A 12924-nucleotide genomic window follows, 5' to 3' on the forward strand; every position below is an offset into this window, starting at 1 on the left:
TTCTGTATTCTGGTGTTCGATAATCAGGTTGATGAAATTACCATTGTTCCCATCGATATTGGTTGGCCCTGAAGCCATAGCCGGATAAAAAGGGTTAGTGCCCGGGTTGTAGATAATAATCTTGCCCGTACCGCTGAAAGTAGCCCCCGGGGCAATCCAGACATTTTTACTGTAAATCTCCAGCGTACCGTTGATCTCCCAGTTCGCTTTCGGGCCAAAGTAAGTGCCCTCGCTAAAGCGCTGCTCGGTCGTACCCGCTGAAACCACAACCACCGACTCATCAACCGTCATACTCCCAGCGCCACTTTGAGCGTAAAGACCAAAAGAAATTAAACTCAGGCAGCACAATAAATTAATTATTCTTTTCATTTTTTCTCTAATTGGACTTCGTTTTTAATTACTACAATTAATTTGGAGGTACTCAATTAATTTTATTGAATTGGAATAGCATAAAAATAACGCTCATAATTTCCGCTACCGAAGAGGTTAACCCAATAACCTGGATTTGTACCTAGAGTCGTTCCTCCATTAATATATATTTGTGCTGGTCCACCTGTGTATGTTTCCAGTTCCTGATTTGCCCATAAATAATATGTTTTGTTTGCACCGCTGGTATTGTTTATAGCAATGGCACCAGTTACCATAGTTCTGTTCATTCCTCTACCAATTGATCCACCAGAACCTCTCTGACCTGTATAGGCTGTGATGTAATCAGTAGTTGCCACATTTGAACTCGTAGAATTAGATAAAAATGCCGTGCACCATAATTGTGCATCTGAGGTATTCATTCTGTCATTTTGCCCCATAGAAGCTAATGAACCAAAAGAAACCATCCATTTTCCTGGAGGCAGGGTTATAGAACCTCCAGTATATAACGAGATATTTGGAGGATTACCTGCACCGTAACTTGTAAAGCTAACCACTGATGCACCTGAGGGCAAAGTACCTGTTATTGCTTGTAAAGCTGAATATGTCCAGGAAGTATTTCCATTCGCATCAGAAGTAAGCACCTTACCAGTAGCTTGCGATCCATCAACAATCTGCAATGCAGATACTGGTGTGGATAATGTACCTGCAGTATTGGTAATTTTAACCATAGATGCAGCTGTACCTGTATAACTGAGTGTATTTGCTCCTTGTGTAACAATTCTATTTGATGCAAGTGTTCCATCATTAGTATAGATATTGTTAACAGCATCCTGCATCCTTACCCATTTACTACTTATTGTACTCCAATAGTAGTAACCTGGCGTTACATTATTTGGAGCAGTTCCAGCAGTAGCTGTATTAAAAACTGTAAGCCCGTTTACAGGTGTAGAAACTGGTGCTGCTACTGTAATGCTGGTTAAAGCAATACGAGGCAACAAAGCGCCCTTATCTGTGGCAACCATGTCGATTACAGATGACGAGGCTGGACTATTTGTACCAAAACCTTGCTGAGCTTTAGTTATTGTTACTGTGCACAACAACAATAGTGTTGATATATATAAATTTTTCATCTTTTAACAATAATTGAATTTTCTTATTAAATACGGCTAACGATAAACCAATTCACACCATCACATTGGAAAACCCACCCTTGCCATGACAGTGTTCCTGTAATACCTGTAGCAGCCGCATTCCCATCAATGGTACCGCCTGAGGAAATTACATTAACTCCATTTCCAGTGGTATCTATTTTCTTAACTGTATATTTTTTACCTTTTATTGATGCACTTGCGGCAGGCAAGGTTACTTTTACAGCAGCACTTGTTGCATCTATTAGAATCGTTTCATCTGTTACCACAGCTGAGTAATTTGCAGTTTCCGTGCGGATAGCACTAGCTGGTAAAGCGGAAATTGTTTTCAATACGCCACTTGCATCAGCTACTACTATTCTCTCGCTGCCTACTCCTGTATATGCGACTGTATTGATATCACGGATTCTAACACCTTTCGAACCAATATCCAAACGCTCAGTTGGCGCAATAGCTAAATCAGTACCAATACTTCCGTTTTTAAGTACAGTTATGGCATTACTTCTAGTTGTAGATGTACCATTACCAATCTGGAATGCAGCATCAGTCCCGGTAGGTACACTTGTATTTCCGGTAGTGATGGCATTGTACAGACCCGTTACGACTTCTCCAATTGAAGAAGCAATTGTATTTTGACCAGTAGCAAAACTATGCTGTCCACTTGCTCTATTGCCCTGTCCTGACACAAACGTATTTATCGCAGAAGCTGTATTGTTAATACCGCCGGCAATGAATGCATTAGCTTGTGAAGCAGTTGAAGTTGCTCCAAAGTTTTTTGAATTGTAACCAGATGCGATTGTTCCGTTCGTTCCTATAGCAATAGAGTGATCTCCTGAGGCTATTGAATTAAAACCACCAGCAATAGAATTCTCTCCAGAAGCTACATTATTGTTACCGCCAATGATAAAAGAGTTTAGACCTACTGAGCCTACATGACCAGTTCCTGTAACTACAGCACCCTTAACATCTAAAGAGCTACCAGCTAAAGCTGTGTTTTTAGCAATCGCAACCGTACCCATTTGGTAAACATTATCTGTATTAGCAATCGCTTTATCGGTTGTTCCCTGTATCTGCAAAGGCTCAGGACTATTAACCAAATCATTAATATCTTTCCAAACCAATTGTGCATTTAAACCTCCCGGAGTAGTTAGCACCTGATTGGTCGCACCGTTAATTCTTGGAAAAGTATAACTGCCTTCAACTGTTCCATCTGTTTTATTAAAGTCAAAGCTTACCCCTTTCAGTTTTTCAAGTTTAATATTCGTTGCTTCTGCTGATGTTCTTGCATGAGAGAGCGTAACATTGCTTAGTGAACCATCATTATAACCCCAAACAGAAGAAGTAATGTTTCCAGCTGGATTATTAGCGACCATACTAACATTACCGCCACTTGCATTTGAAAAAGCAGCCACACTACCAGTGCCACCACTTGCATCAGTAGTTTGAAAATTAACAATCCCTGGTCGTAAAATACTGATAGAAGTTGCTGTAGCAGCAGTAATATCTACGTTGTTGCTCACATACATCATACTGGTCGGTATACCCAAGCCTGCATCGCCCGTTTCGACACCATAATAGTTTCCACCATTTAAGTATTTTGCTTTTAAATCACCTACTACTTCTAATTGTTTAGTTGTAGCTGGTGTAGCACTTGTAGAACCAATAGAAACTTTTCCTTGCTGATAAATATTATCCGTATTTAATATCGCCTTATTAGCAGTACCCTGAATTTGCCAAGGTTCTAAATTGGTTATCGATGCCTGGGTAAGCAAAGCACCACCATCAGTACCTACTGTTAAAAGCTGCCCTGCATTTGTACTGCGAACCACAGCTGTTGAAGTAACAGGAGTAGTAGCATCATTAATATGCGTAATTACTCCGGTTGATATATCCTGACTAAATGCAGATGCTTTAGTATTAATCTGATAAGGTGTTGCAGTTGTTCCATTTCCGGTAACTATAGTATTAAGACCATTAGTAATTAAACCTATACCACCCTGAGTACCTGTATCACCTTTTGGACCCTGAGGACCCATTGCCCCCGGCGCTCCCGTTAAACCAATAGGACCTTGTGCACCTGTTGTTCCTGTATCTCCTTTTGGACCCTGAGCACCAGTAGCTCCCGGTGCTCCCGTTAAACCAATAGGGCCTTGTGCACCAGTATCACCTTTATCTCCCTGAGGGCCCTGAGCTCCAGGCGCTCCGGTTGGACCAATAGGACCCTGAGCACCATCAACTCCATTTGCTCCAGGTATACCCTGAGCACCTGCTGGCCCTGCTGCACCAGTTAAGCCAATTGGGCCTTGTGCTCCAGTATCCCCCTTGTCTCCTTTTGGACCATTGATATTCGTCCAGGTATTGGTTGTTGGGTTATAAACCCAGGTACCACTGTCATTCGTTACAATCGTAACTCCTGTGCCAGGTGCACCAGGCGTACCTGATCCCGGAGTACCAGGTGCTCCGCTTGTGCCAGGCATTCCCTGAACACCAACTACGCCTGCATCTCCTTTATCTCCTTTTGGACCATTGATATTCGTCCAGGTATTGGTTGTTGGGTTATACACCCAGGTGCCACTGTCATTCGTTACAATCGTAACCCCTGTGCCAGGTGCACCAGGCGTACCTGATCCCGGAGTACCAGGTGCTCCGCTTGTGCCAGGCATGCCCTGAACTCCAACTACGCCTGCATCGCCTTTATCTCCCTTGTCTCCTTTTGGACCATTGATGTTGGTCCAGGTATTGGTCGTTGGGTTATACACCCAGGTACCACTGTCATTCGTTACAATCGTAACCCCTGTGCCAGGTGCTCCAGGCGTACCTGATCCCGGAGTACCAGGTGTGCCGCTTGTGCCAGGCATTCCCTGAACACCAACTACGCCTGCATCACCTTTATCTCCCTTGTCTCCTTTTGGACCATTGATATTCGTCCAGGTATTTGTGGTTGGATTATACACCCAGGTACCACTGTCATTCGTCACAATCGTAACTCCTGTGCCTGGTGCACCAGGCGTACCTGATCCCGGAGTACCAGGTGCTCCACTTGTGCCAGGCATGCCCTGAACACCAACCACTCCTGCATCTCCTTTATCTCCTTTTGGACCGTTTATGTTTGTCCAGGTATTGGTCGTTGGATTATACACCCAGGTACCACTGTCATTCGTCACAATCGTAACCCCTGTCCCAGGTGCTCCAGGCGTACCTGACCCCGGTGTACCAGGTGTGCCACTCGTGCCAGGCATGCCCTGAACACCAACTACGCCTGCATCTCCTTTATCTCCTTTTGGACCATTGATATTCGTCCAGCTATTGGTTGTTGGGTTATAAACCCAGGTACCACTGTCATTCGTTACAATCGTAACCCCTGTCCCAGGGGCTCCAGCTGTGCCGGAACCCGGAGTACCAGGTGTGCCACTCGTGCCAGGCATGCCCTGAACACCAACTACTCCTGCATCGCCCTTATCTCCTTTTGGACCGTTGATATTCGTCCAGGTATTGGTCGTTGGGTTATAAACCCAGGTACCACTGTCATTCGTTACAATCGTAACCCCTGTGCCAGGTGCACCAGGCGTACCTGATCCCGGAGTACCAGGTGTGCCGCTTGTGCCAGGCATACCCTGAACACCAACTATTCCTGCATCACCTTTATCTCCCTTGTCTCCTTTTGGACCATTGATATTCGTCCAGGTATTTGTGGTTGGGTTATACACCCAGGTACCACTGTCATTCGTCACAATCGTAACTCCTGTGCCAGGTGCACCAGGCGTACCGGAACCCGGAATACCAGGTGCTCCACTTGTGCCAGGCATTCCCTGAACACCAACTACGCCTGCATCTCCTTTATCTCCTTTTGGACCGTTTATGTTTGTCCAGGTATTGGTTGTTGGGTTATAAACCCAGGTACCACTGTCATTCGTCACAATCGTAACCCCTGTGCCAGGTGCTCCAGCAGTGCCGGAACCCGGAGTACCAGGTGCTCCACTTGTGCCAGGCATTCCCTGAACTCCAACTACGCCTGCATCACCTTTATCTCCCTTATCTCCTTTTGGACCATTGATATTCGTCCAGGTATTGGTTGTTGGGTTATACACCCAGGTACCACTGTCATTCGTTACAATCGTAACCCCTGTCCCAGGTGCACCAGGCGTACCGGAACCCGGAATACCAGGTGCTCCGCTTGTGCCAGGCATTCCCTGAACACCAACTACGCCTGCATCTCCTTTATCTCCTTTTGGACCGTTTATGTTTGTCCAGGTATTGGTTGTTGGGTTATAAACCCAGGTACCACTGTCATTCGTCACAATCGTAACCCCTGTGCCAGGTGCTCCAGGCGTACCTGATCCCGGAGTACCAGGTGCTCCACTTGTGCCAGGCATTCCCTGAACACCAACTACACCTGCATCTCCCTTATCTCCTTTGTCTCCCTTCGGACCATTGATATTTGTCCAGGTATTCGTCGTTGGGTTATACACCCAGGTACCACTGTCATTCGTTACAATCGTAACCCCTGTTCCAGGCGCACCAGCAGTGCCGGAACCCGGAGTACCAGGCGCTCCGCTTGCGCCAGGCATTCCCTGAACACCAACTACACCTGCATCTCCTTTCAGGCCTTTAATATTTCCTGTTACTACCCAGGTATTTCCTTGTTTGGTATAAACATCTCCGTTTGTTGTATTAACATAACTATCACCATTTGCACCTGTATTTAATCCTGGTGCACCTGATCCTCCGGTAATAGATTTACCATCAATCCCATCTTTTCCATTATCGCCTTTCGGGCCTTTGATATTCCCACTTAATACCCAAACATTTCCTTCTTTTGTATAAACATCTCCAGTACTGGTATTAATATAAGTATCCCCATTTGAACCCGCTCCGTTTACAGGCGTATTTGGACCTGCTGTTACAGAAGTACCATTCTTTCCATCGGCTCCCTTTCCTCCACTAATATTTGTCCAGGTATTGGTCGTTGGGTTATAAACCCAGGTACCACTGTCATTGGTCACAATTGTAACGCCAGATCCTGGACCACCCGGTTGACCGGGGATACCAGGTGTACCTGTTTTACCAGGTTGACTTTCAACCAATATCGAACTGCTGCTTCTTACAAAAACCCATTTAGTACCATCATTGTAATAAATACCCGGTACAACATCGTTTTCGGTGGCTGTATTGTAAACCATCATCCCCGCAACATGTGCACTTAATGGAAAAGCATTCGTAGAGGCCTTTAAGGCAACACGGGTATGTAAAAAACCTTTGTTAGAACTCTCCAGCTCTAAAATTGCATCCTTATTCGGTAAATTACCTCCTGCAACTGTTCCATCTTTTACTTTTTGTTGTGCAGAAACACCAAAAGCGCTTAACAAAATTGCTAAGCTAAAGATAAAGCGTCTATTCATAATAGTTAAGTTATTTTTGTTTGGTATGATTTAGTGTTAATTCTCTAAATGCATCTGCATCCCTAAAGACAAAAACCTATCCAATGTAACTTATGCCACTACATATAGCGGAATGTCCCAATCACACAAAACAACAAGAGGAAATATGAGGAATAAAGTCTCAACAAGTAAAACAGCAACATGGAAATAGGGGAATTTTTTACCCAATTAAACCACAATACTTGCTTTACAGAGACCTGCTTTTACCATACTTAATCATAAGTAAGAAATTGAGGAATATAAATTGAGGAAAAGTGGGGAGATATAGCCAAAATACTCCACAGAGCAGGGCATTTTTTTTTATAAATCAAGGAATTAAATAAAACTGAAATCTACATTTTTGGGGAAATGTTAGGATTGATGCTTTATCTTACAGTAATCCATATAAGCCATTTGCGTAAGCGCGTATTGATGCTGAAACGCTTCTCATTTTATCGGGTGATGGCCCTTTTACCCTATAAGCTTCAGGATGTAATTCTAATGGCTGGTTACTAACTTCTTCTGATGTACTTTTATTGCTTAATGAAGCATTTTGTTCTGCATTTATTTCTAATGGTGTCATGTTATATTTTTATATCTACAACAGCTATTAACTAATTAAGTTTGCTGAAAAATCATTTCATAACATGAATTTTGATCTAAATATAAGTAAACAAAAAAGCCACTTTACAATTGCAAAGTGGCTTTGATTCATGATCAGTTTATTTATTTTATAGATACCGGAACAGAAATCATGTCCCAGTCTAAAGAAAAACCACTATTCGTAATTTTATAAACCAAACGTTCTTGTGTTGCTTTTAATGCTTTTGTTTTAACATTAACTCTTAACTGGTCTTTTGCTTCTTCATATTTATAAGCACCCCACTGTTTTGGTTCTTTGTTAAAAATAGCTACCCACGGGCCGCTTTCTTTAGGAATTAAAAAGAAGCTGTATTTTCCGGCAGGTAAAACTTTACCTTCTACCTTAATATCTTTATCGGTTTCGAAAGTTGTTGCTTCGTTTGCTCCGGCGCGCCATACTTTATCGTAAGCTTCTAATCCACCCCAAATTTTACGTCCTTTAACTGCGGGACTGCTATAATTAATGGTAATGTTTGCACCTTTTACCTTCCCTGTTGCTGTTGCTGCCGGACTTGGTTTTGGTTGAGCATCCTGAGCCATGGCCGTTACGGAAACGGTAATTGCCGTAAAGATCATAGCAATAGATTTGATCATCGTTTTCATAGTATTATTTTATTTGTTTTTGTTGTATTTTGATTTTACGAATTTAGGGCTTTAGGATGATAAAACAATAAACCGGCAATACAAAAAAAGACAACACCAAAAGCCCCGATAATATTGAGCCAGAGAAAAGAAACTATATCAAATTTATAAACGGCTATTACGCTTACCTCCGCTAATATTGCAGCAAAAAATACCAAAGAGCCATTGATTTTTTTGAAATAAAAGGCAACCAGAAAAATACCCAATATAGGTCCGTAAAAAAGTGACCCCAGTACGTTTACGGCCTCTATTAAGGAACCCATTTGAGTTGCAAACATGGCCACAGCTATCGAAAATAATCCCCAGGCCAGGGTATGCAATCTGCTGTAAGCCAACTCCTCTTCATCATTGGGCTTCTTTTTACTAAAAATTAAATGTACATCTTTTAATGAGGAGGAAGCCAGAGAGTTTAGCGCAGCAGAAATAGAACCCCAAGAAGCCAAAAATATTACAGCAAATAATAAACCGATCATACCAACCGGCAAAGTGCTTTTTACAAAATATAGAAAAATGTAATTGGTATCTGTCCGTTCAGCATTATAATTGGTTTTATTAATGGCCTCCTCAACTCTGCTGTGTAAGTCTTTAATTTGCTTTTGGGTTGTTTTAAATTCGGCTATTGAAGTATTTAAATGTGCCGACGCCGTTTTACGTTCGGCTAATATTTGTTTCGATTGCAGTCCGAATTTCTGTTGCAAAAAATTATGTTCTTTTTCAAGACTGGTTGCGAGCTCAGGATTACTCGTTTTTAAATATTGATAAGAGTGTTCGTTAAAATAAATTGGTGCTGGTTTTAATGCAAAGAACGCAAAAAGTAAAGCGCCGATTAAAAGTATTGCAAACTGCATCGGGATTTTAACCAATCCGTTCAGCAATAAACCCATCCTGCCAGTGCTGGTATCTTTTGCACTGATGTAGCGCCCTACCTGACTTTGATCGGTTCCAAAGTAAGAAAGCGCAAGAAAAAAACCTCCAAAAATGCCACTCCAGATGTTGTATTTGTCTTTCCAGTCAAACTCTGTGGTAATGACATTTAATTTGTCCGATTTTCCGGCCAGGTAAAGTGCATCACTAAAACTTGCCCCATTTGGCATATTTTGCACCAATAAATAAGCTGCAAAAGCCATAGTTCCTAAAATAATCAGAAACTGCAGTTTTTGGGTATGTGCAACAGCCTTTGCTCCTCCAATATAGGTATAGATCAATAAAATTCCACCTGTTAAAATATTGGTTAAATAAATGTTCCAGTTTAAAACACTGGATAAAATAATACTGGGTGCATAGATGCTGATTCCGGTTGATAGACCTCTTGAAAGCAGAAACAACAGAGAAGTAAGCACACGGGTTTTGCGGTCAAAACGTTGTTCCAGATATTCATATGCAGTATAAACATTCAACCGTTGAAAGATGGGGATGAACGTAATTGAAATGACAATCATCGCCAGTGGCAGGCCAAAATAGTATTGTACAAAGCGCATTCCATCGGTGTAAGCCTGCCCCGGTGCTGAAAGGAAGGTAATGGCACTGGCCTGTGTGGCCATAATCCCAAGCAATACAATATACCAGGGCATTTTATTATCTGCCTTAAGGTAAGATTCATTGCTTTTCTGACCACGGCCAATAAAGATGCCATAAACCACCACAGCAAACAAAGTAAAAACAAGAACAATCCAGTCTATATTGCTCATGCCCAATATTTAGTAAAAAGGTAATAGAATATAATCTGTGCAATTAATGCCAAAGCAAGTAAAATATACCAGGTGTTCCAATTTCTCAGTATATTTTTCATCTTATTTGCCTGCTGATAAAAAGTTAAAAAATAAACGGGCAGCACCTACATTTCCGGCGGGCAGCTGTCTGAAAAATGCAAGCGGAGTATAAATAAAGTTACCCTTTCCATATTTTGCATATAGCGTAGATCCCTGCAAAGGTTCCTCTCCAGTATCGTGCATTTCAAATAAAACTTCGTACTGTTTATCCCAACGATCAGGAAAATAAGCTCCACGCTCCTGTACCCAGTTCTTAAAATCCGCTTCTGTAATTTTATTCGGGTAATTTAACAAACGATGCCCGGGATTTAAGAACTTAACCTCCGCATTTTCTTCGGTTACTCTTTTATTACTTAAGGAGAACGGATATACCCCAAAATCTTCAGTAGCCATATCCTGCTGGGTATTGTATTGCATCACCAGCGTACCTCCGTTTTTAACATAGTTTTTTAATTGAGGCAGCCAGCTTACGATTTGCTTTTCGGCATTAATAACCCTTACACCAGTTACAATGGCATCATATGAAGCTAATTTCGTGGCATCAAAAATATCTGCAGCTTTCAGCACGTCAACCTGCAAACCCGATTGCCTTAAAAAAGTTGGAATAAAATCACCTGCTCCTTCAATATATCCAATTTTTTTGGCAGTAACCTGAATATCACCTTTCAGAACCAATGTGCTTGCTGGTGTAAAATATTGCAGCGATGGCAGGTGTGGGTATTGAATAAGCTGTTGGTTTTTTTCGAACACGGTATTACCTGAGGTATAACTGGCTTCAAGTTTAAACTGGTTGGTATTTAACTTATTCAGATCAGCTTTTTTAAGCGTAAAACTTAAGGTTTGATCTTTTCCGTTTAAAGTAATGCCTGAAAGCGTAGTCAACACCTGATTGCCTGATTTTAGAACCACCTTGCCATCTTTAAATTCGCGGTTGGTGTTGATCTTAAAATTCAGATCGAGAACTAAATCATTGTCAACTTTCACCAGATAAACCGACTGGTTAAATTTTAACTCCAAAGCCGGAACAATGCGCAAAGGCTCTACAACATCACCCTTAACCGGATCTAATTTTTTATAAGATAAAGGGAGTTGAACTTTAAACCGCTCTGCCCCTATCTTTAAAGTCAACCATACATTTAAAGGTGATTCTGTTTCGGGCAAACCGATTAAAGTGTCGTTGGTAACACTAAAAGTTGCAGCATTTTTTGCAGGTTTTGCCAGCCAGTAAGGCTCTGTTAAAGCCGCATCAACAGGAATTTGAATTTTGTGATTTAATGTAATCAAAGAATCGTTAGATAAAACTCTGTTTAATTTTTCATTATCCTTTAACCAGCCAATTTCTTCAATTGATACGGGCGTTTTTGATCTGGCGATCAGGTTAAGTCTAAAGTTATACTGATCTCCGGCTACAGCGGTTGGTGTATTAGTCACTACCTCACCCATAAATCCGGTACAATGTAAAATCAACTGATCCAGTGCCTGCAATTTATCTGTGAGTAAGTATTTATCTTTAATAATGCTGATTTTTTTACGCAGTGCAATTAAATCCGTAAGAATTAAATCCGGGTCTTTAAAATTAAATTTTTCAATAATCCGGCTAATTGCATCATCTATTTCTTTATAACCTGCAGTAGTAAAAGTTTTATTTAATCCGTCAAACATGGTTGATTTAGCCTGATCTCCGGCTACGGGCGTAAAATATTCTGTGCGTATGCCCGCAACAGACTGTGTACCAGCACCCTGACTTTTATGAAGGCTTCTGCTGATTCCGGCAAGTTCACCATAGCCCATTCCAAGTTGTGGATCATATTGGCCTGCGGTAATTTTAAGCTGATTTTCTGATGTAGTATTTACACTCCCAAATCTAAAAGTATTCCACAACAAGCGCTTAGGTTGCCAAACACTTACATATTTTAACTGATTAGGGAATTGCTTCGGATCGGCAGCTGCCGCAAAAGCTTTCTCTGCAACAACAGCCGAAGCTGCATGCTGCCCATGACCTGCAGCCGCAGTTGGCGGAAAGCGGCAGATAATTACATCAGGTCTGAATTTACGGATTACCCAAACCACATCTGCTGTCAAACTATCGACATCCCATTGTTTAAATGTATCGTCTGTATTTTTAGAAAAACCAAAATCTATCGCCCGGGTAAAAAACTGCTGAGCGCCATCTAATTTCCTCGCCTCTAAAAGTTCGTGTGTTCTGATTAAACCCAATGCAGCTCCTTGCTCTGTACCTAAAAGGTTTTGTCCCCCATCGCCTCTGGTTAGAGATAAATAAGCAGTTTCTACATTTTGTTCGTTAACTAACCATGACAATAAACCAGTGTTTTCATCATCAGGGTGTGCCGCCAGATACAACACTTTGGGTAAGTGTTTCAGTGTTTTAAGTTCTCTGTAAATATCTGATGATTTTGCCGGACGAACTTGTTGCGCCTGGCAAAATACCACATTCAAAAGCAAAAATGCTATTGCAATCAGGTTTCTAAACATAAAATTTGTTTTGTGCACTCAAATATGCTCAATTTGCTTCTATTCTGTGTCTTTCGAAACGAAAAAAGTACAAATTCTGTCTGGCAAGATAATCTTATCTATCTGCTCGCCGCAGAGGCCTTTTTCTTTTGGCAACAAAAGAAACAAAATTGTTGGCTGAATTTTTTTGTATTAAGGTTATTGCTAAGGCCTAGCTTTTTACATCCCCCAAATTTATTGGGCCGATTAGAAGTTGAACGAAGAAGCAGTACTTTGGCCTTATTGAGTGCAGATACAAGGTGCAGAATAATATATTTTGTTAAATTGCTTATCGGCTTTCGCCGAACAATCTTTAATTCCATGATGTACTGAGCGATTTAGTCTCCGGCATGGCAGGATTTTGATGGATCGCACATTAGAATTCTTGCAGGATTTTTCATATTACAAAAAACCAAGGAAATATGC

The 12924-nt window shown here is 41.5% G+C and carries 6 protein-coding genes and 1 pseudogene; all 7 read right to left on the bottom strand.

Going from position 1 to position 12924, the window contains the following annotated elements:
- Positions 1-369, bottom strand: a pseudogene (locus O0955_RS00005) (gliding motility-associated C-terminal domain-containing protein); the annotation flags it as partial.
- A gap of 62 nt (positions 370-431) precedes the next feature.
- Positions 432-1499, bottom strand: coding sequence for a hypothetical protein (locus O0955_RS00010; RefSeq protein ID WP_269425490.1), 1068 nt, complete (start codon positions 1497-1499; stop codon positions 432-434).
- A gap of 26 nt (positions 1500-1525) precedes the next feature.
- Positions 1526-6916 (bottom strand): beta strand repeat-containing protein, encoded by a 5391-nt coding sequence (locus O0955_RS00015; protein ID WP_269425491.1) that lies wholly within the window; start codon positions 6914-6916, stop codon positions 1526-1528.
- Between the two features lie 409 nt (positions 6917-7325).
- Positions 7326-7517 (bottom strand): hypothetical protein, encoded by a 192-nt coding sequence (locus O0955_RS00020; protein WP_269425492.1) that lies wholly within the window; start codon positions 7515-7517, stop codon positions 7326-7328.
- A gap of 143 nt (positions 7518-7660) precedes the next feature.
- The gene (locus O0955_RS00025; RefSeq protein WP_269425493.1) at positions 7661-8179 is read right to left on the bottom strand and encodes a DUF2911 domain-containing protein; all 519 of its coding nucleotides are present in this window, start codon (positions 8177-8179) and stop codon (positions 7661-7663) included.
- Between the two features lie 35 nt (positions 8180-8214).
- Positions 8215-9906, bottom strand: coding sequence for a sodium:solute symporter family protein (locus O0955_RS00030; protein ID WP_269425494.1), 1692 nt, complete (start codon positions 9904-9906; stop codon positions 8215-8217).
- 102 nt (positions 9907-10008) lie between these two features.
- Complete coding sequence (locus tag O0955_RS00035) at positions 10009-12480, bottom strand: PIG-L family deacetylase (protein WP_269425495.1); 2472 nt, start codon at positions 12478-12480, stop codon at positions 10009-10011.
- Positions 12481-12924 lie beyond the last annotated feature (444 nt).

Source organism: Pedobacter punctiformis (assembly GCF_027213715.1).
GTDB lineage: Bacteria > Bacteroidota > Bacteroidia > Sphingobacteriales > Sphingobacteriaceae > Pedobacter > Pedobacter punctiformis.

Excerpts from the sequence above, each read along its gene's own strand:
- O0955_RS00010 (WP_269425490.1), bottom strand. The coding sequence starts at position 1,499 with ATGAAAAATTTATATATATCAACACTATTGTTGTTGTGCACAGTAACA.
- O0955_RS00015 (WP_269425491.1), bottom strand. The coding sequence starts at position 6,916 with ATGAATAGACGCTTTATCTTTAGCTTAGCAATTTTGTTAAGCGCTTTT.
- O0955_RS00020 (WP_269425492.1), bottom strand. The coding sequence starts at position 7,517 with ATGACACCATTAGAAATAAATGCAGAACAAAATGCTTCATTAAGCAAT.
- O0955_RS00025 (WP_269425493.1), bottom strand. The coding sequence starts at position 8,179 with ATGAAAACGATGATCAAATCTATTGCTATGATCTTTACGGCAATTACC.
- O0955_RS00030 (WP_269425494.1), bottom strand. The coding sequence starts at position 9,906 with ATGAGCAATATAGACTGGATTGTTCTTGTTTTTACTTTGTTTGCTGTG.
- O0955_RS00035 (WP_269425495.1), bottom strand. The coding sequence starts at position 12,480 with ATGTTTAGAAACCTGATTGCAATAGCATTTTTGCTTTTGAATGTGGTA.